Genomic DNA, 18,445 nt, shown 5'->3' with positions numbered 1-18,445 from the left:
TAACAGTTATTTACAATTATTATGGGAAGAACATGCTAGATTAAGGTAAGTTGTATGTTTTCATAATTGAGGCGGAGGGATATATTTATGTCCTAGATCATGAGCAAAGTTCATTTAAAGTATCGTAGAATTATATTTCTTTAACTGCGAAATAATTGTTTTCGGCATCTGCAAAATTAAAGACTCTACCCATAGGTAAATCCATAATGTCTCCAACTGCATTTTGATTAGATTTCAAACGATCATATAAGTGGTCGAATTGTGTTGTTGCGAAAATCAGTGATGGTGTAGTTGTACTGACACCCATGTCCATTTCGTCAACTTTCGCTTTGTCCTGCAATACAATAGCAGTTTGAGCATCGTCTTCTGGAAGCAGTTTTACTACGCGCATACCCATTTCTTCGTCATCGGCTACTACTACAAAGTTTAAGTTTTTTGTCCAAAATTCAATTGCTTTATCGTGATCATATACGTATATCATAACTTCATCTAATTTTTTAATCATTTCTCCATCTCCTTTATTGTTAATACCACCTTGCACATAAGTATATTAAATGTAGTCAGTAATGCAAAACAATAACATTGTTAGATATATATTACTGTAATTGGGAATATAGATAGTATAAGCAAAAAACTTTCGAGTAATTTCAAGACATGTTTTAATGTAATTATAAAAGTTACAATTAAAGGTGATGCGAATGAATTTAGAGTTTAATATAGCAGTCCATCTGCTAACATTTCTAGTTAAGCATTCAGATGCACGTTATAGTAGTGGTTCATTATCAGAGCGGATATGTATTAATCCTGTGCAATTACGCAGGGTGACAAGAAAGTTAAATGATCAACATTACCTAGATGCTAGTAGGGGGAAGTATGGTGGTTATCAAGCTAATGAAGTAACCGCTGATGTTAATCTGGCAGACTTATTTGAATTATTTAATGAGGAAAGATCAGATGGACGTATTTTTACAGGTGACGAAGGTAGTGATTGTGAGATTTCCAGGGAAATAGGGACTACAATGTCTAAGTTTCAGCAAAAAGAAAATGATATATTAATAAATTATTATAAAACTATAACAATTACAGATGTATTAAATGATGTAATGAAGGAGGATATTCATGAGACAATTTGATTTAGTGATTATAGGATTTGGTAAAGGTGGTAAAACATTAGCGAAATTTGCTTCAGCACAAGGTAAAAAAGTAGCAGTCATTGAGAAGTCTAAAAAGATGTATGGTGGCACTTGTATCAATGTTGGTTGTATTCCTTCAAAAACGCTTGTTCACGAAGGTCTAACTCATAATGATTTTAACAAAGCATTTTCTAGAAAAAAAGATGTGGTAGATGCGTTGAATAATAAAAATTATCATAATCTTGCAGATGATAATAATATTGAAGTCTTAGATTATACTGCGAAGTTCAAATCTAACAATGAAGTGAAGTTATTAAATGACAATGAGGATGTAGTGGAAACATTGCATGCAGAAGATGTCGTTATTAATACGGGCGCAATGTCAGTCATACCACCAATTACAGGCGTCGAAAGTTCTCAGCATTTATACGATTCTGCTGGGATTATGAGTTTGGATTTTCAGCCTAAGCAATTAGTCATCATTGGTGCTGGATATATTGCTTTAGAATTTGCGTCAATGTTTGCTAACTTCGATACACAAGTGACCGTACTTGAACGTGGCAACGATATTATGCCTAAAGAAGATCATGATATAGTTACAGAAGTTAAAAAAGATTTAGCTAACAAAGGTGTAAATATCATATACAATGTGAACACAGAGCGCTTTGAAGATACTGAATCTGGAACTATTGTGCATACGTCTAATGGAGATTATGAAGCGGATGCAGTCCTGTTAGCGACTGGTCGTAAGCCTAATGTGGATTTAGATTTAGACAATACGGATGTAACGCTTGGTGAGCATGGAGAAATTAAAGTGAATGAATATCTCCAAACGGATGCGCAACATGTTTATGCAATCGGTGATGTTAAAGGTGGTATGCAATTCACATATATCTCTTTAGATGACTTTAGAATTGTTAAAGATCAACTCTTTGGAACGGGTGTGCGTTCTACTGAAAATAGAGGCGCTGTGCCTTATACAGTATTTATTGATCCGCCAATGGCACGTGTAGGTTTGACTGGTCAAGAAGCTAAAAATCAAGGCTACAATGTAATAGAAAACGCACTTCCAGTTAACGCTATCCCTAGACATAAAGTGAATAATGATCCAAGAGGCTTGTTTAAAGTAGTAGTGAATAAAGATACGGAAACAATACTTGGAGCAACATTATATGGCTTAGAATCAGAAGAAATCATTAATGTATTAAAATTAGCAATAGATCAAAAGTTAAATTATAAGGTATTGAAAGATAATATTTATACACATCCAACGATGGTTGAATCATTTAATGATTTATTTGATATGTAATAGTGTGGAAAGTTAAAAGGTGATAGATTCCCCTTGAGGGGCTCTATCACCTTTTTACATGCAATAAATATTAAGTCAATGCCATAATAATAACACCTATAAGGCCAAAAAGACCAAAAACTAATGACATCACGCCGAAACTAATAAAACTTTGTTTTTTACTTGTATCACCTTTTTTTGAAAGGCGTTTATTTAAAATTAATAGTACAATACCAAGAATAATGAGTAATATTGAACCATAGAACATTTTGCGTCCCCCCCCAACTATATTTATCACGTTTGAATATCTTTATTATGTATTTACCCGGTATATGATGTTAACTAACTCAATATACCATGCACAGTTCAATTAAAGGTAGTATTTTTCATGAAGATTAACAAGCAAAAATAAAAGATGAGTAATTACTGTTTCTAAGTGAACAGTAATACTCATCTTTTTGCTGTGTGATCAATATTATAAACTATTTTGACTCACATCCGCGTGTGTATAATTTTTTAGTAATGAACAACCTAATGGATGGTGACCATTGTCTACATATTCGTTAATTTCTTCAAGTACATCTAAGATTTCATATTCCGGCGTGTTTACATCAAACGTGTATTTGAATACTTGCTTCTTATCGGATAACACTGTAGCGATGAGTTCATCATTGTGCATTTTGTAATTTAATAATTGCATAGTAATCCCTCACTTTTTTTATATTTCAATCCAATAATCGGATTGTTTTAATTGAGAATTCATTTCATTGATTAAGCATTTAGATTATAATAGTTCTAATCTGATATATAGTATACATGAAAATTCATAAAATGTAGAGGGTAATGACTTAAATAATTAAAACTTTTTAAAATAAAAATGTAAAAAGACACCTAAGTGTTTCTTGTAAGCGTTTTTAAATGATAATAATTTTAAATTGAGTAAGAATGAAATGCTATGCTTGATGTCTATAAGATAAATTGATATGATACAGAGAATTAAATAAAAGCTTTCTAGGGTTCCGCAACACTCAATGTTGGACTGGTCCGAGAGGAAGCCACATGTTGAATGTGACACGGAAGGATAAAAGCCTGGGAGATAGTAGTGATAACTATCTCTCGGGCTTTTTTATTTTAATAGGAGGAATATGAATGAATTGGATAAAAATTATTATCGCATCAATATTTGAAGTTGGTTGGGTCATTGGGTTAACACATGCAACGACAGGTCTAGAATGGATGTTAACAATTATAGCTATATTTTTAAGTTTTTATTTGCTTATAGATGCATCCAAAATGTTACCAGTGGGTACATCTTATGCAGTATTTGTTGGTCTGGGTACAACAGGTGTCACTATATTTGATTTTGCTTTCTTTGGCCAGGAAGTTAATTATGGAAAAATTATATTAATTTTAACATTACTTTTAGGTGTGATTTGTTTGAAATTAGTCACACCAGATAAAGGGGGAGAAGCATAATGGCTTGGATATTATTAATCATTGCAGGTGTTTTTGAAATGTTAGGCATTAACTTTTTAAATGCTTATACGCATACACGAAAAACATCTGCTGTCATAGGATTGATAGGTTTCTTTAGTTTGAGCTTCTTAGCTTTATCTATGGCAATGACTCAATTACCTATGAGTACAGCGTATGCAGTTTGGACAGGTATTGGTGCAGTGGGCGGAGCGATATTGGGTATGGTTTTTTATAAAGAGTCTACCGATATCAAAAGAATAATTTGTATTGCAGTCATATTAGCTAGTACGGTTGGTTTGAAATTATTGAGTTAACGTGGAAGTAATAAGAAGTAATAAAGGGGGGTTCTAATCAGCTGGTAAAAAGAAATATGGGCTAGGTGTATTGCGGTGACATAGCGGAATTGATACGATGTAGTTAAGATGGAGGTGCATGTGATGGAAGGACTTGCAGCATTTATTACGATTACATTAATGATTATTATTGTTCCTGGTCCAGATTTTTTTGTAGTAATGAAAAATTCAATTACTTCAGGTAAAGGTAATGGCGCAATGGCCGCATTAGGTATTACGTCAGCACACGTTATCTATTCATTATTAGCAGTATTTGGCATTATATTTATCTTGGCAAATATGTATTATGTCTTTCTAATGATTAAAATTTTAGGCGCATGTTATCTGATTTATTTAGGAATTAAAAGTATCATCTGTGCACGTCAAAGCATGAATTTTTCAACATCTCAAATGCAGGCACAACAGATTAGTTATTTAAGTTCTTATCGACAAGGTTTTATCAGCACAATATTAAACCCTAAAGCATTACTTTATTACATAAGTATATTACCGCAATTTATAACTGCTGGCGAAGGTGTGTCATCTCAAATTGCAATATTATCGGCAATAGTAACAACAGTTATTCTCATCTGGTTTATTTTTTGCGTATACATATTCCAATATATCAAATTACTTTTTGGAAATAGAAAAATAAAAGCGGTGTTTGATTATGCAGTAGGTGCCATCCTTATTGGTTTATCTATCAGTTTATTATTTAGTAAAAGCAGCTGATTTAACTTAAAAGTATAACGAAAGAAGGCTGGGACAAATACATGTCTCAGCCTCATTCACTTTCTAAATAGAATTTCTAGAAAATTGCAATGCTTTATGGACGGAAATAAGCATCTTCAGAAATCAATATCTTGATACCACGATATATATTTTTGATAGTGTACCAAATTGTTACAACTAATAGGAGGATTGCTACTACAATTGCTATTATTGCAATTGTAGTGTTCTGTTGATCGATAATTGCAGTTCCGAACGCTGCGCTTAAAACTAATAGTATTGGTCCAATATACGTTATAATATGGTAAAATAACGATTTTGCTGCATGAGTTGAAGCAGGTTTATCAGCAAAAATCCATAGGATAATAGGTAATATAATTGGTGCAAAGAATATACTGAAATAACTGACTGCTGCTAATACGCGACCACTTTGTGTGTCATGATGTAACATTTTTTCGCTCATTTGTATCACCTCAATTGGATAATAACAAGAATAAGTATTGAAATATAGGTATATTACTTCATCTAACAGTATTGTAAGATATGAGCTTCGTGAAAAAGAATAATGAAATATTGGATTATAAATAGAAATAGAGAAGAGGTAATCGTTATGAAAATTTATTTAGTTCGTCATGGAGAATCACAGTCTAATTATGATAAAAAACAAGGAAAAAAATACTTTTGTGGTCAGTTAGATGTGCCTTTAACAGAAAGTGGTGTACATTCTGCTCAATTACTACAAAGCTACTTTGAAAAAAAGAACATCGAGCACGTATATATATCTGATTTGACTCGCACGAGACAAACATATAATGCCATATTTGATAAGCACATATCAGCAAGTGTAACGCCTTTATTAAGAGAGCGTTCTTTAGGTATCTTTGAAGGCAAAATGGTAAATGAAATTGAACAAAACCCCGAATATCATGCTTATTTTAATGATGATAATTTACTTGCTTTTCGCCATAGTTTTACGCAAAAAGCCCCTGAAGGAGAAAGCTATTCGGATGTATTACAGCGTGTTGAACAATTTTTTGAACAAGAACTTGATCCGTCTTTAGAGTCTATCGCAATCGTTGCGCATCAGGTCGTAATCAGATGTTTTCTTGTTTATTTACGCTATGAAACAAAAGAAACTGTAATTGATAGAAAAATAGAAAACTGTGTACCCTATGAACTTGAAATATAAGACAAACAAAAAACCTGAACTGCGACATTGTCGGTTCAGGTTTAATATTTTTTAGCTGCTGTCAAGCTATCATGAAATCCTTGGAATAATGTATTGATATTGTCTAAAAAGCTTCCGACAATAACAGCCAGTATGACGTAAGTTACACTTAGCGCGATTGTTCTAAAAGAAACGACGCCATATTTTTCTTTCTTCTCAAAGAGATTAAAAGCTATGAAAATAGCAGCCATGGCACCTATTAAAATAGTTAATATCATAACAGTGTGGCCTCCTTAAAATTATTAATGAGTGGCTGTGCTTCTAATAACGTATTTCTTAACTTGTATATATCTTAACAAATTAAGCTTTGAGAAAAACAGGATAATCATATTAAAAAACCTTACAATCATGTAAGGTTTTTTACGAGAATAAGTCAGAGTATATAAATGGTTGAGTAAAAAATAGTCTTAACGCCTTTGCCACCACGGAAAGGTGACATGTCATCATTTTGTAACCTTAGCTAATATTATGAAACATAAATGAAAAGTATGGCGCTAAAACAACAATCTTTTGACACAAATGCAGCTGGAATAGAAATCTTGTTAGAAACATTAGATTTCGTTGTCTCACTCCCATTTGTCATCTATTTATCTACTGCGTCACTTTCAATTCCTTTGTCATCAAGGAATTTCTTAATTGATTTTTGCTTTTTATGATTAACATTTCCGGCAACTTTAGCAGGAACGTCAACAACGTTGAGGTTGTTGTCAGGTTGGTAATCTATTTCTTCAATTTCTTTATCAACGTTTTTAATTGTACTGTTTAAGGATGTAAAGTAAGCGATAATTTCATCTAGATTATCTTTATAACCGCTCGGCATGTTGTTATCTTCTACGAAGTCTTTAAAGTGAAGATCATTTTTAATTGCATTATTCGATAAATTTGATAAACGTTTTTCTTGCGCATCAGTGATTTTTGTATCTGTACCTATTTGTTTATCTAACTTATATTGCATGAGGTATTTATTATCAATAATAAGTGAGTTAACATCTAAATATTTTTTAATCGCTTTATTCATTTCATCTTCACTAATATCTTCACCCTTTTTATCTGAATGGAAGATATCTTTCTCAGCTAATTTGCTCACGTTTTTAGGGGCATTGCGTTCATTATGTTCCTCATCTTCTGAATTACCATTTGAACATGCTGCGAGTATGACAGCTAGCACCAAAACTAACGATAAAAGTATACTTTTCTTCATAAATAATATTGCTCCTTTAATAATAAGTCATTCTATTTTAACAGTCCCATTGTATGTTTACATATGTTCTTAGAAAATTATAACTTAAGCGTATCATGTAGTGCTATCTATTTGTATGATGAATTAAATAATAAACGCACAATCTATTGAACAAATTAATAATAAAAGAGGATAGTTGCCATATAAATTTAAAAATTCATTAGATTTTCATTTTAAAATGTTAGCTAATATGAATAATTAATTACATAGATACAAGAATAAGAACGCAAAGGTAATACTCATATTCAGGGAAAAGGGCATAAAAAAATAGAACCACAAAAGGGTTCTATTTAATCTAGAGCTTGAGATTAATGTCTGATAATATAATCAAAAGCGTTTAATGCTGCATTTGCACCAGCACCCATAGAAATAATAATTTGTTTGTTGCGATCGTCTGTAACATCACCAGCTGCAAAAATACCAGGGATGCTTGTAGCATTCTTACGATCAATTACAATTTCTTTAGCTTGGTTTAATTCAACATAATTATCAAGCCATTCAGTGTTTGGTAATAAACCAATTTGAACAAAAATACCTTCGAGTTCTAAAGTATGGTCTTCGCCAAGTGATTTATCTTGATATTTAATACCAGTTACTGCACTGTCACCTAAAACTTCTGTTGTTTGAGCATTTTTTATTATAGTTACGTTTGGTAAAGAAGCCAAACGTTCTTGTAATACGTTGTCTGCTTTCAGCGTAGCGTTACGTTCAAGTAACGTTACGTGTTTAACGATACCTGCAAGATCGATTGCAGCTTCGACTCCAGAATTACCGCCGCCTACAACAGCAACATTTTTATTTTCAAATAATGGGCCATCACAATGCGGGCAGAATGCAACGCCTTTATTGATTAATTCTTCTTCGCCAGGCACTTCTAGCTTGCGCCATCGTGCACCTGTTGAAATAATAACAGTTTTACTTGTTAATTGTGCGCCATTATCTAAAGTGACAATGATACCATCGTCTGTTTTTTCAATATCGCTGGCACGAATACCAGTCATTACATCGATATTGTATTGTTTAATATGATCTTCGAGTGCTGAAGTAAATTTAGGTCCATCTGTTTCTTTAACAGTGACAAAGTTTTCGATAGTAGCGGTATCGTTGACCTGACCACCGATGCGATCTGCAACAATACCTGTACGTAAACCTTTACGTGCAGTATAAATTGCTGCACTACCACTTGCAGGTCCGCCTCCGACAATTAATACATCATATGGATCTTTGTCATTAAATTCAGCTGGATCTGCTTGACTGCCTAAGTTTGCTAATATATCTTGAACTGTCATACGTCCATTACCAAATTCTTCTCCATCTAGGAAAATTGCAGGAACGGCCATAATGTCTTCAGACTCTTCTCTAAAGATAGATCCATCTACCATAGAATGTGTGATATTTGGATTTACCAAACTCATTAAGTTTAAAGCTTGAACAACGTCGGGACATTTTTGACAAGTTAGACTAATAAAAGTCTCGAAATGTAACGGACGGTCTAAAGCTTTGATTTGATCTATAACTGCTTGTTCTTCTTTTGGTGCACGACCGCTTACTTGTAACAAAGCGAGAACAAGAGAGTTGAACTCATGACCCATTGGTAAACCAGCGAATGTAATACCTGTTTCTTCACCAGGTCTATTAACAGAAAAGCTTGGTGTACGTTTAAGGTCAACTTCTTCTATAGTAATGCGAGATGACATCTCTGCTACTTCGTCTAACAATTCTTTTAATTCTTTAGACTTTTCATCTGTACCAAAACTTGCACTTAGTACAACGTCACCTTCCATTAATTGAAGTAATTGTTGTAATTGTGATTTTAGCTGATCATTAAGCATTTAAATCAATGCCTCCTTAGATTTTACCTACTAAGTCAAGACCAGGTTGTAATGTTTCTGAACCTTCTTCCCATTTAGCTGGGCAAACTTCGCCTGGGTGTTGACGTACATATTGTGCTGCTTTGATTTTGTGTACCAATGTACTTGCGTCACGACCGATACCGTCAGCATTCACTTCAGCTGCTTGTACAATACCGTCAGGGTCTACGATGAAAGTACCACGCTGAGCTAAACCTAAATCTTCGTCTAATACGTCAAAGCTACGAGTGATTGTTTGAGAAGGGTCACCAATCATAGTGTATTGGATTTTGTTAATTGCTTCTGAATGGTCATGCCAAGCTTTGTGTACGAAGTGCGTATCAGTTGATACTGAATACACGTTTACGCCTAATTCTTGTAATTTATCATATTGTCCTTGTAAATCTTCTAATTCAGTTGGACATACGAATGAGAAGTCTGCTGGATAGAAGCAAACAACACTCCATGAACCTTTTAAGTTTTCATCTGAAACTTCGAAAAATTCATCTTGCTTTGGATCATAAGCATTAGCTGTGAATGGTAAAATTTCTTTGTTAATTAAAGACATAAAAAAACATCCTCCTGATTTATTAACTAATTTTGATTAGAATATTAGTTAAGTAGATTATTATAGTTTGTTAATTGTAATAATTCTAATCTTTCACTTACTATTATTGCACGCTCATATATTCTAGTCAACGATGAAAGGTTATATACAAAAGTGTAAAATAACGCTCTATGTGTGCTTTTGAACCATTAGTGGTAAGTGAAAATATGCATAAAAAAGAGAGCGTTTACATAATTGATATAATCTTTCTACATATTAAATAGCCTTTCAATTCTCAACTAAACATATGAAAATGAGAAGAAAGGCTTATTATTTATTAAAATGGCTTGAAAACATGAATTACACAGCTTTTTAGAGTGTTTTTTACAATTTTGTGAACGACTAACGTTTACGGAATTTATACTTATAAGTAATGAACAAGGAAACCATAATAAGAATAAACCAAATCACAAGATATAGTAGATTCAAGCTAGCGTTATTGATTTCTAATTCTAAAATTAAGCCAAAAGGTAATATTTCTAGTACTTTGTCGAAAAAGCCTAATTTTATAACACCTTCTAAGGTATTAAATATTGGTGTCATACCAAAGAGAATGAAGGGCACCATCATTAATGTTGTGGCAGTACCAACAGTATTAGACAACAAACCAAAGACTAAACCAAGTACAAGGTAAAAGCATAGCATGACTGCAAGGCCTAAATAAGTTTGGAAATCGAAATTCACGTTACTGTTCACAATCATTAAGCTTATAATAGTCGTAATAATAGTGATTATAAACGTGATAATGACTTTAGATAACAATATTTCAATATTAGATGCTGGCGACTCTACTAAGCCTTTCAATGTACCTTTTTCATTTTCCTCAGAGATCATTGTGATAAGCGGTGATGTGGCAACAAAAACAAATGCCATGTTAATTATGATGAACTGCATTACAGCCGGTGCGCTTTGAACTGCATTTGTAGTTGGAATGATACTGTAAAATATACTGATTAATATGATCATTAACGGCATGAAAATAATAGAAGGATTTCGTATAGATTCTTTAAAGTCTTTCTCTAACAGTGCTGATAAGCGTGTGATATTCATATTAAACAAGCTCCTTTCCAGTGATTTTCAAGAAAACATCGCCAAGCGTAGGTAAATCAGATGAAATGTATTTTAAATCATTTGCTTCGAGCATATCTGTAATATACTGTGCGGATTCGGTAGTCATGGGTAAGGTTTTTTCTCGATTATTATTATGAATGACTTTAATTGTATGATTTGCATGATTAAAACGAAAGTTCTCAGGTGTATCAAGTTCTTTGAGTACACCTGACTCTATAAAAGCCACGCGATCGCATAATGCGTTTGCTTCTTCCATATTATGCGTTGTTAAAAATATCGTTGTGCCACGTTGGTTTAGTGCTTTAAGTCCTTTATGCACGTGTTGAATTGTCATAGGGTCTAAAGATGCTGTTGGTTCATCTAAAAATAATAACTCAGGTTGATGTAAGATTGCTTTAGCAAGTAGTACACGTTGCTTCATACCAGCAGACAAGTTTTTAAATAATGATTTTTTATCCTGTGTTAGACCGACAAATTCTAAAGCTTCGTCAACTTTTTGTAATGGTAGTTGATTAAGTTTGGCAAATAACTTTAAGTTATCCCAAATGCTTTGGCGTTCATAAGCAGTGCTGTGATCTGTAAGGATACCAATTTTTGACATGAAGTTGCTTGCACCTATTTCAGAACCATTGTGTCCAAGTACATTTAGACTACCTTTAGACGGATCGTATGTGCCAGTTAACATTTTAATTGTTGTTGTCTTGCCAGAACCACTAGGTCCAAGGAAACCAAAAATTTCTCCTTTTTTTACAGTGAAATTCATATCTTTAATTGCTATTTTGTTTTTAAATGATTTTGTTACATGATTCATTTCAATTATGTGTTCCATTAAATTACCTCCTTTTGAATTAACTTCAGCATAACGTGTTCACGCGGATCTGACGTTCAAAAGAAGGTGAAATGTAACGTATAAGTGTTGAATTGTTACTCATTAATATTGAAAAATCGTTCTATTTCTTTTGCTTTTTGCCTAGATAAAGGAATTAGTATTTCTTTAGTATTATTGAGTCGTATCGAATAGTTGTTTTTAGACCAAGAAATAATTTCACTAACTTTTTGTAAGTTTACGATATAAGAACGATGACATCGATAAAAACCGTAAGGAACAATAATTTTTTCAATAGATTGTAAAGTCGTATCATGGGTATATTGTTCATTACCTACATGTATAACAACTTTGCCATCTTGACCTTCTAAGTAATCAATGTCGATAGGATCTAAAAATAACGTTTTTTCATTGGTTTTAACTGTTAAACGTTTGATTTGTTGACGCTCTAATTGGTTGCTGTCGTTTATATCTTGCTGATGATTTGGTTCATATTGTGATATTTCTATAGGTTTAAATGTTTTTTCAGTAAGGCGATAACAATTGTTGCTGATAAGTAACGCTTCTTCTGTGTGATTTGTTAACGTAATAATCGAATTGTATTTGCTGAGTTCATTGAGTAAGTTGAGTACGGTGTGTTTTGTTTCAATAGAGACATTTTGTAAAGGTTCTTTAATAATAAATTTCGTTTCAGGTACAAGGAATAATTTTGCTAAATGGACGAGTTTAAGTTCAGAAGTTGTGAGCTTTTTAATTTTCTTGTGATTGAAGGAGAATAACTTACATTCATAAAGGACTGTATCTAAGGATAATTTTGAATCGTACCACTTACACCAAAATTTAATGATTTCTTTTACTGATAGTCGCTCTGGTAGTGGTGCTTTAAGCGTGTATGTCTTGAATCCGCTCGTATCTTGATTGAGTTCTATAATTGAATTTTGAAACTCATCTTCTGTGACAATAGTAGCTAAATCGTTTTGAAGTTCAACCAATCTATTATCTTTTACAAATAATTCTATATGTTTAACCATAAATAATACTCCTATAGTGTATTTATAAAACAGTATAACAAGCTATAGTAATAATGTGTGAGATTTTCATGAAAAAAGACCTATTTACAGTTTGAAATAGGTCTCGTATTTTTTAAAAGTATAAAGTTACTAAAGAAGGTGTTAGTACTTGATTACATGAATGATTGTATTATCCACCAAATCATTGCAGCAACAGGGAAGAACAACCACCAGTATCCTGCTAGGAATTCCCAACCATTCATAGGATGTTTCTCTTTATCATCTGAAACAGGTTGCTGATATGTTTCAATAATTGTATGTTTCAGTTGCTTGTCCCCTTTAATGAGTTCGTCTAATGAAATGTCGAACAGATCACTCATTTTAATTAACATATCAATGCTTGGATAGACTTTATTTAATTCCCATTTTGAAATACTTTGGCGTGAAATGTTAAGTATTTCAGCTAAATCATCCTGCGACCAATTTTTTTGCTCTCTTTGCTCTTTAATCTTTTTTCCAATTTCCATAACAACCACATCCTTTGTTTAAAGGTAATATATTACATGTTCAGCGTCACGAACCTAATGTTATTGTCTGCCGCAACGGCAGGTTGCAATCGCGTGCTTATCATCTTAAGCAGTTTTTAAAAAATTAAATATGTAACATGTTGAACTATGTTGAAATGTATTTGTGAATACCTCTTTAATGTAATAATACCCATTATCTTCCATTATAATAAAAAACTGCCTAAGTTATAACTTAGGCAGCTAGAGTGTTGGTACTTTTTTTGTGCACGCTTTCCGCGGGCACAGCCTCAGCCTGTAGTCTTCAGCTAGTGCTTTTCCCGCAGGAGTCGGCACAAATTACTGCTATTTTTTAAACAAAAATAATATAATATATTTAAATTAAACAGTGTTGGTGTTCAATGATTATTTGTGAATTTTTTATCTGTCCCAGTATCTTGCTCTATCAAAAGCTTGCACAATTGTATTAGGGTCATCCGATACGAAAACACCAGGTGCTGCTAGATTCAATTTGGCATCTGCTAAATTTGTCGCAGCTGTTTGGTTAACGATTAATGGTTTATTGTGTTTATAAGTGAGTTCTGCAAACTCCTCGACAGGTGGGAGTATATCGCTACCATCTGAAAGTACAATTAAGCTATCAAATAAAGTTGGATGAGCAGTATCAAATGTTTCAGTGATACCGTAGTCTTCTGAGATATCTTTAGGATGTTGTCCCACAAATGCGTAGTTCAATTTGTTTTCAGTGAACGTTTTAGCATATGATTTTAGCGTGTCAGCACTAATATCGCCATTTACTGCAACAGCTACAGAATGTCCAGCTAATGGGATACCGAATTTTTCCATTGTTAGTTTACTATCTTTTGCATCTGATTGGACTTCTTCATTTTCTGTGGGTACTTCCACACCTACATTTTTAGCTACACGTTCGGCTAATGTACGGTCAACTTTGTTCAATTGATTAACAGCATTTTGTTTAACCATAACCGATTTACACATACCGATTTCAAATGAAAAGCCATCTACTGTATGATCAAATTCAGGCTGAGTCAAACTGTTTAAATAAAGTTTGGCTTGGCTATAATAATCTTTGAAACTTTCACTGCGTTTTTGAATCTTGCGGCCTTCAACTTTTTCTTGGTAGTGCTCATAACCACCTTCTTCTTTCGGTGTTGTATGAGGATTATTATTATTCAATGCATTTTTATGATACGCAACTTGTCCCTTGTTTACACTTGTTTGATGCATGCCTTCTCTTTGGTTGTTGTGTACTTCATTTACAGGACGATTAATTGGAATTTGATTGAAGTTTGGACCGCCCAATCTCGTGATTTGTGTATCTGTATAGGAGAATAAACGTCCTTGTAATAATGGATCATTAGAAAAGTCTATACCTGGTACGATATGTCCTGGATGGAATGCGGCTTGCTCTGTTTCATCAAACACATTCGTAACATTTTGATTTAGTGTCATTTTACCAACTCTTTGTACTGGAACATCATCTTCAGGCCAAATCTTCGTAGGGTCTAAAATATCAAAATCAAAGTCAAATTCTTGTTCAGGACGAATAATTTGTAGGCCTAATTCCCACTCAGGATAATCGCCTTTTTCGATAGATTCATAAAGATCTTTACGATGAAAGTCGACGTCTTTACCATGTAGCATTTGTGCTTCATCCCATACGAGAGACTCTAGCCCTTGAAGTGGTTTCCAATGGAATTTAACAAAATAAGACTGTCCCTCGTTATTAACAAGGCGGAACGTATGCACACCGAAACCTTCGACTTGTCTAAAATCTTTAGGTATACCGCGATCACTCATAGCCCATACAGCGGTATGTGTAGATTCTGGGTTTTGAGCAAAGAAATCCCAAAATGTATCATGTGCTGTACCACCTTGAGGCATTTCGTTATGTGGTTCAGGTTTAACTGCGTGAATTAAATCTGGGAATTTGATTGCATCTTGTATGAAAAATACTGGTATATCGTTACCTACTAGGTCGAAAATACCTTCATCTGTATAAAATTTTGTCGCAAAGCCACGGACATCTCTAACTGTATCAGGAGAGCCTTTAGAACCTTGAACTGTGGAAAATCTAACAAATACGGGCGTTGTTTTCTCGGGGTGAGTTAAAAAGTCGGCTGAAGTATATTTCGATAAATCTTCATAAACTTGAAATTCGCCATGTGCACCAAAGCCACGGGCATGGACAACACGTTCTGGAATGCGTTCATGATCGAAGTGCATGATTTTTTCTCTGAAATGGAAATCTTCTAATAAGCTAGGACCACGTTCACCAACAGTTAACGTGTTTTCATCTTCACTTACTTTGACACCATTATTAGTCGTCATTGCTTTATCGTCATTGTTTTTTTCTACTTCATTTAATTGATCTTTCTTTTTGTTGCTCATTAAAATACCCCCTATCTTTACGTACATTTAATATTTTCCACGTTACGATAAAGAGAAACATATCTATGAGTTAAATGAATTATTTTAAATGATTTATAAATTATAGTATGTATAGGGGGAAGATTATATATGATTGATTATAGACAAGATTCCGAGATTGTTGGCAGTTGTGTACACGTTTTCCACGATTACAGGCTTAGACTGTGGTCTTCGGCTACTTACTTTTTCGTAGGAGTCGACCTAAGCACTATCATTTTTAAAGAAAAATACGAAAAAACAAATCAAATGCTGAAAAGCATTTGATTTGTCTATATTCTTTGGCACAGAAATAACCTGTGCTGTGAGCGAAAGAGGGACTAGTCTACAAATGTGACATCCACTTGTCCTACATCGCTATATTCGGCTTTATAAGATCCTAATTCTACAGGGATAGGGGATATAAACGTACCTGAAGAAATGATATGACCTTGGTGTAATTTTTTATCGTGCGTTGCGAGTTTTTGTGCAAGCCATTTAACAGACTCAACTGGGTTGCCAAGCACTTCTGTAGAATCACCTTCATGTTCTACTATGCCGTTATACGATAGTTTCATATGGATATTTGCAAAATCTTCATATGACAAAGGATCAATTGTTTCACCAACAACAATTAATCCTGTCGCAGTGTTGTCTGCTAGTAAATCACCTAAAGTGAAATTAGGGAACCAATTTTTGTAACGTGCATCGGGTATTTCAATACCTGGTGCAATTTTAACGCTAGATAGGACTTCTTCATTTGTTGGATTAGAAGATAAATCTTTCGTTAGAATAAACATAATTTCTGGTTCAATTAAAGGTGAAAATAGACTTGAAAGTGATACAGAGCCATTGCTTTCTACAATTTTAGAGGAAAGTATTGTGCCATAAGCTGGCTCATCAGTATTAGCGATACTTTGTGTTGCTGCACTCGTCATACTTACTTTATAGCCGACGATATTGGATTGATCAACGTCTTGAAGTTTATCGATAAGTAAATCTTGTGTTTGGTACGCTTCTCGTTCACTGATATTGTGTGTTTGACTAACAAAATTTATGGGTTCGTGCTGTTTAAAGGCTTCAAACAATGCATCTACGACAGTTGTATTGGCTTGTGTCATGAAATATTAGCACTCCTTTTTCAGAATATTGTTACTATTATACTAACCATAAACTTAATTACTTTCAAATCTTTTAAGAAAGGTGAAAAACGGGTAAACATAATATAAGCAATCAAAATATGCTTTTGGTAAGATATGGATATATTTCATAAAGAGGAGCGATAGCATGTCTGATCACGTGTACAACTTATTGAAAAAACACCATTCAGTAAGAAATTTTAAGAAAGAACCTATTCCAGAAGAGCATATTAAACAACTTGTTGAGGCAGGGCAAAGCGCTTCGACTTCTAGTTATTTACAAACTTATTCCATTATAGGTATAGAAGATTCTGAGATAAAAGAAGATTTAAAAGAAGTATCTGGACAGCCTTATGTCGTAGAAAATGGCTATTTGTTTGTTTTTGTAATGGATTATTATAGACACTCAATAGTGAATGAAGATTCCAAGCATCAAATGGAGACATCATTTGAATCTGCGGAAGGCTTGCTCGTTGGTACAATAGATGCAACGTTAGTAGCACAAAATATCGCTGCTACAGCAGAGGATATGGGATATGGAATTGTTTATCTAGGCTCATTAAGAAATGATGTTGAACGAGTTAAAGAAGTATTAGACCTACCTGAGCATACTTTCCCTCTATTCGGTATGGCACTTGGCATACCTAAAGATGAGGAAGATGGTAGCCCGAAACCACGTTTACCGTTTGAACATGTTTTTCATCGTGATAGATATAATAGCGATAAGGACGAGCAAAAAGAAGAATTACAAAGATATGATCAAACCGTAAGTGATTATTATAAATCGCGTACAAACGGTGAACGTAGTGAAACATGGTCTAATCAAATCGCGAATTTTATGAGCGCAAAACAAAGATTGGATATGTTAGATCAATTGAATAGAGCAGGTTTTATTAGAAAATAATAGGATAACAAGATAGCTAAAGTGTTTCATTTTCAAAAACTCATTACATTAAGGAAGGGGTTGGTTAAGTTGAGCATGTTTAATAGATTTTTTAGAAAAAAAACAGATGAGACTGATGGACGTGACATAAATAATCAATATATTTATTCATCTGAGAACAAACTAACCCCGGAAGAAGCGCAAAAGTATTGGGCGAAAATGGCACAAAAAGTGCTTGTCACTGCAATCAATTCAGTAGATCATACAGCTGAGCGCATATTTATTTTAATAACCTTTGATGAGAAAGATTCAACAATCGATTTGTTTTTTCAAATGGATGGCCAACTCAGAATGTGGAATGACTTGGATAACGAAACACATAAAAAGGTTATTTCAGGTAGTATCGTTTCTCAAGCACCGAATTTAGTGAAACAGGTGAATTGTTTATACGATAGCGTAGACAAAGTTAGGTTAGCATATGCTCAAATTCAATATGAATTTGAAAGTAAAGCGTGGTATTTACATGATGTTACGCAAGAAAGCGTTGAGGCATATTTGGAAAAAGAACCTGCTTTTTTAAAATGGTTTGATGATGTATCGAAAGAAATTGATGCGATTCCGCTAGACGGTAAAGAAAGAATCACTTGGGGACCATTTAAACCAGAATACTAGATAAAATAAA

General features: G+C 33.6%; 22 protein-coding genes and 1 riboswitch. Of the genes, 8 read left to right on the top strand and 14 right to left on the bottom strand.

All coding sequences use genetic code 11. The annotated features are described in order from the left end of the window. Positions 1-130: 130 nt before the first annotated feature. A complete protein-coding gene (locus NSR03_RS11465) occupies positions 131-505 on the bottom strand; it encodes a VOC family protein (RefSeq protein WP_021339632.1) in 375 nt (124 codons plus the stop codon). Positions 506-698: 193 nt separating this feature from the next. On the opposite strand from NSR03_RS11465, the gene hypR reads away from it, so the two are divergent. Both hypR and merA read left to right on the top strand, forming a co-directional pair. Further along, positions 699-1,133 carry a redox-sensitive transcriptional regulator HypR gene (gene hypR, locus NSR03_RS11460; protein WP_002511981.1) on the top strand — a complete coding sequence of 145 codons (435 nt, stop codon included), beginning with the start codon at positions 699-701 and terminating at the stop codon, positions 1,131-1,133. Then, positions 1,120-2,442: a hypothiocyanous acid reductase MerA gene (merA, locus tag NSR03_RS11455; protein ID WP_021339633.1), complete on the top strand. Its 1,323-nt coding sequence runs from the start codon at positions 1,120-1,122 to the stop codon at positions 2,440-2,442. Before hypR ends, merA begins: the two co-directional genes overlap by 14 nt. 70 nt (positions 2,443-2,512) lie before the next feature. On the opposite strand, the gene NSR03_RS11450 is transcribed toward merA, so the two are convergent. Together NSR03_RS11450 and NSR03_RS11445 are read right to left on the bottom strand one after the other, a co-directional pair. Continuing rightward, complete coding sequence (locus tag NSR03_RS11450) at positions 2,513-2,689, bottom strand: hypothetical protein (RefSeq protein ID WP_002506072.1); 177 nt, start codon at positions 2,687-2,689, stop codon at positions 2,513-2,515. A 207-nt stretch (positions 2,690-2,896) separates the two neighbouring features. Then, on the bottom strand, positions 2,897-3,121 hold the full coding sequence (locus tag NSR03_RS11445) for a hypothetical protein (protein WP_021339634.1): 225 nt from the start codon (positions 3,119-3,121) through the stop codon (positions 2,897-2,899). 300 nt (positions 3,122-3,421) lie between these two features. Next, a riboswitch (guanidine-I (ykkC/yxkD leader) is annotated at positions 3,422-3,519 on the top strand. A 51-nt stretch (positions 3,520-3,570) separates the two neighbouring features. On the opposite strand from NSR03_RS11445, the gene NSR03_RS11440 reads away from it, so the two are divergent. From NSR03_RS11440 to NSR03_RS11430, 3 genes are all read left to right on the top strand, one after another. Continuing rightward, positions 3,571-3,897: a DMT family transporter gene (locus NSR03_RS11440; RefSeq protein ID WP_002506070.1), complete on the top strand. Its 327-nt coding sequence runs from the start codon at positions 3,571-3,573 to the stop codon at positions 3,895-3,897. Then, positions 3,897-4,211 carry a DMT family transporter gene (locus NSR03_RS11435; RefSeq protein WP_002511983.1) on the top strand — a complete coding sequence of 105 codons (315 nt, stop codon included), beginning with the start codon at positions 3,897-3,899 and terminating at the stop codon, positions 4,209-4,211. Before NSR03_RS11440 ends, NSR03_RS11435 begins: the two co-directional genes overlap by 1 nt. Before the next feature lie 123 nt (positions 4,212-4,334). Next, a complete protein-coding gene (locus NSR03_RS11430) occupies positions 4,335-4,961 on the top strand; it encodes a LysE family translocator (protein WP_002506068.1) in 627 nt (208 codons plus the stop codon). A 94-nt stretch (positions 4,962-5,055) separates the two neighbouring features. Here the strand turns inward: NSR03_RS11430 and NSR03_RS11425 are convergent, their stop codons facing one another. Then, the gene (locus tag NSR03_RS11425; protein WP_002511984.1) at positions 5,056-5,421 is read right to left on the bottom strand and encodes a DUF4870 domain-containing protein; all 366 of its coding nucleotides are present in this window, start codon (positions 5,419-5,421) and stop codon (positions 5,056-5,058) included. Between the two features lie 147 nt (positions 5,422-5,568). On the opposite strand from NSR03_RS11425, the gene NSR03_RS11420 reads away from it, so the two are divergent. Then, positions 5,569-6,147, top strand: coding sequence for a histidine phosphatase family protein (locus NSR03_RS11420; protein WP_021339635.1), 579 nt, complete (start codon positions 5,569-5,571; stop codon positions 6,145-6,147). Between the two features lie 41 nt (positions 6,148-6,188). Here the strand turns inward: NSR03_RS11420 and NSR03_RS11415 are convergent, their stop codons facing one another. From NSR03_RS11415 to NSR03_RS11370, 10 genes are all read right to left on the bottom strand, one after another. Further along, positions 6,189-6,404 carry a hypothetical protein gene (locus NSR03_RS11415; protein WP_002511986.1) on the bottom strand — a complete coding sequence of 72 codons (216 nt, stop codon included), beginning with the start codon at positions 6,402-6,404 and terminating at the stop codon, positions 6,189-6,191. Between the two features lie 365 nt (positions 6,405-6,769). Further along, positions 6,770-7,387 (bottom strand): NDxxF motif lipoprotein, encoded by a 618-nt coding sequence (locus tag NSR03_RS11410; RefSeq protein ID WP_021339636.1) that lies wholly within the window; start codon positions 7,385-7,387, stop codon positions 6,770-6,772. A 347-nt stretch (positions 7,388-7,734) separates the two neighbouring features. After that, positions 7,735-9,258 carry an alkyl hydroperoxide reductase subunit F gene (gene ahpF / locus NSR03_RS11405; protein WP_002511987.1) on the bottom strand — a complete coding sequence of 508 codons (1,524 nt, stop codon included), beginning with the start codon at positions 9,256-9,258 and terminating at the stop codon, positions 7,735-7,737. A gap of 16 nt (positions 9,259-9,274) precedes the next feature. Continuing rightward, the gene (gene ahpC / locus NSR03_RS11400; protein WP_002506062.1) at positions 9,275-9,844 is read right to left on the bottom strand and encodes an alkyl hydroperoxide reductase subunit C; all 570 of its coding nucleotides are present in this window, start codon (positions 9,842-9,844) and stop codon (positions 9,275-9,277) included. Positions 9,845-10,225: 381 nt separating this feature from the next. Beyond that, on the bottom strand, positions 10,226-10,933 hold the full coding sequence (locus tag NSR03_RS11395) for an ABC transporter permease (RefSeq protein WP_021339637.1): 708 nt from the start codon (positions 10,931-10,933) through the stop codon (positions 10,226-10,228). A gap of 1 nt (position 10,934) precedes the next feature. After that, the gene (locus NSR03_RS11390; RefSeq protein WP_064783255.1) at positions 10,935-11,783 is read right to left on the bottom strand and encodes an ABC transporter ATP-binding protein; all 849 of its coding nucleotides are present in this window, start codon (positions 11,781-11,783) and stop codon (positions 10,935-10,937) included. A 95-nt stretch (positions 11,784-11,878) separates the two neighbouring features. Continuing rightward, entirely contained in the window at positions 11,879-12,811 is a 933-nt protein-coding gene (locus NSR03_RS11385) for a LytTR family transcriptional regulator DNA-binding domain-containing protein (protein ID WP_002511990.1), read from the bottom strand. Positions 12,812-12,963: 152 nt separating this feature from the next. Beyond that, positions 12,964-13,317, bottom strand: coding sequence for a helix-turn-helix domain-containing protein (locus NSR03_RS11380; RefSeq protein WP_021339639.1), 354 nt, complete (start codon positions 13,315-13,317; stop codon positions 12,964-12,966). 417 nt (positions 13,318-13,734) lie between these two features. Further along, complete coding sequence (locus NSR03_RS11375; protein WP_021339640.1) at positions 13,735-15,726, bottom strand: catalase; 1,992 nt, start codon at positions 15,724-15,726, stop codon at positions 13,735-13,737. A gap of 356 nt (positions 15,727-16,082) precedes the next feature. Then, positions 16,083-16,862, bottom strand: coding sequence for a 2-keto-4-pentenoate hydratase (locus NSR03_RS11370; RefSeq protein ID WP_021339642.1), 780 nt, complete (start codon positions 16,860-16,862; stop codon positions 16,083-16,085). 166 nt (positions 16,863-17,028) lie between these two features. On the opposite strand from NSR03_RS11370, the gene nfsA reads away from it, so the two are divergent. Beyond that, positions 17,029-17,784 (top strand): oxygen-insensitive NADPH nitroreductase, encoded by a 756-nt coding sequence (gene nfsA, locus NSR03_RS11365; protein ID WP_069820971.1) that lies wholly within the window; start codon positions 17,029-17,031, stop codon positions 17,782-17,784. A gap of 75 nt (positions 17,785-17,859) precedes the next feature. Continuing rightward, complete coding sequence (locus NSR03_RS11360) at positions 17,860-18,435, top strand: hypothetical protein (RefSeq protein WP_031266072.1); 576 nt, start codon at positions 17,860-17,862, stop codon at positions 18,433-18,435. Positions 18,436-18,445 lie beyond the last annotated feature (10 nt).

This window comes from Staphylococcus sp. FSL W8-1207, assembly GCF_038003745.1.
Lineage (GTDB): Bacteria > Bacillota > Bacilli > Staphylococcales > Staphylococcaceae > Staphylococcus > Staphylococcus equorum.
Note: the sequence above shows the minus strand (reverse complement) of the source record. Positions and strands in the feature narration are given on the sequence as shown.

What these genes read in the sequence shown, in the direction of transcription:
- NSR03_RS11465 (WP_021339632.1), bottom strand. Translation starts at nt 505, where the DNA reads ATGATTAAAAAATTAGATGAAGTTATGATATACGTATATGATCACGAT.
- hypR (WP_002511981.1), top strand. Translation starts at nt 699, where the DNA reads ATGAATTTAGAGTTTAATATAGCAGTCCATCTGCTAACATTTCTAGTT.
- merA (WP_021339633.1), top strand. Translation starts at nt 1,120, where the DNA reads ATGAGACAATTTGATTTAGTGATTATAGGATTTGGTAAAGGTGGTAAA.
- NSR03_RS11450 (WP_002506072.1), bottom strand. Translation starts at nt 2,689, where the DNA reads ATGTTCTATGGTTCAATATTACTCATTATTCTTGGTATTGTACTATTA.
- NSR03_RS11445 (WP_021339634.1), bottom strand. Translation starts at nt 3,121, where the DNA reads ATGCAATTATTAAATTACAAAATGCACAATGATGAACTCATCGCTACA.
- NSR03_RS11440 (WP_002506070.1), top strand. Translation starts at nt 3,571, where the DNA reads ATGAATTGGATAAAAATTATTATCGCATCAATATTTGAAGTTGGTTGG.
- NSR03_RS11435 (WP_002511983.1), top strand. Translation starts at nt 3,897, where the DNA reads ATGGCTTGGATATTATTAATCATTGCAGGTGTTTTTGAAATGTTAGGC.
- NSR03_RS11430 (WP_002506068.1), top strand. Translation starts at nt 4,335, where the DNA reads ATGGAAGGACTTGCAGCATTTATTACGATTACATTAATGATTATTATT.
- NSR03_RS11425 (WP_002511984.1), bottom strand. Translation starts at nt 5,421, where the DNA reads ATGAGCGAAAAAATGTTACATCATGACACACAAAGTGGTCGCGTATTA.
- NSR03_RS11420 (WP_021339635.1), top strand. Translation starts at nt 5,569, where the DNA reads ATGAAAATTTATTTAGTTCGTCATGGAGAATCACAGTCTAATTATGAT.
- NSR03_RS11415 (WP_002511986.1), bottom strand. Translation starts at nt 6,404, where the DNA reads ATGATATTAACTATTTTAATAGGTGCCATGGCTGCTATTTTCATAGCT.
- NSR03_RS11410 (WP_021339636.1), bottom strand. Translation starts at nt 7,387, where the DNA reads ATGAAGAAAAGTATACTTTTATCGTTAGTTTTGGTGCTAGCTGTCATA.
- ahpF (WP_002511987.1), bottom strand. Translation starts at nt 9,258, where the DNA reads ATGCTTAATGATCAGCTAAAATCACAATTACAACAATTACTTCAATTA.
- ahpC (WP_002506062.1), bottom strand. Translation starts at nt 9,844, where the DNA reads ATGTCTTTAATTAACAAAGAAATTTTACCATTCACAGCTAATGCTTAT.
- NSR03_RS11395 (WP_021339637.1), bottom strand. Translation starts at nt 10,933, where the DNA reads ATGAATATCACACGCTTATCAGCACTGTTAGAGAAAGACTTTAAAGAA.
- NSR03_RS11390 (WP_064783255.1), bottom strand. Translation starts at nt 11,783, where the DNA reads ATGGAACACATAATTGAAATGAATCATGTAACAAAATCATTTAAAAAC.
- NSR03_RS11385 (WP_002511990.1), bottom strand. Translation starts at nt 12,811, where the DNA reads ATGGTTAAACATATAGAATTATTTGTAAAAGATAATAGATTGGTTGAA.
- NSR03_RS11380 (WP_021339639.1), bottom strand. Translation starts at nt 13,317, where the DNA reads ATGGAAATTGGAAAAAAGATTAAAGAGCAAAGAGAGCAAAAAAATTGG.
- NSR03_RS11375 (WP_021339640.1), bottom strand. Translation starts at nt 15,726, where the DNA reads ATGAGCAACAAAAAGAAAGATCAATTAAATGAAGTAGAAAAAAACAAT.
- NSR03_RS11370 (WP_021339642.1), bottom strand. Translation starts at nt 16,862, where the DNA reads ATGACACAAGCCAATACAACTGTCGTAGATGCATTGTTTGAAGCCTTT.
- nfsA (WP_069820971.1), top strand. Translation starts at nt 17,029, where the DNA reads ATGTCTGATCACGTGTACAACTTATTGAAAAAACACCATTCAGTAAGA.
- NSR03_RS11360 (WP_031266072.1), top strand. Translation starts at nt 17,860, where the DNA reads ATGTTTAATAGATTTTTTAGAAAAAAAACAGATGAGACTGATGGACGT.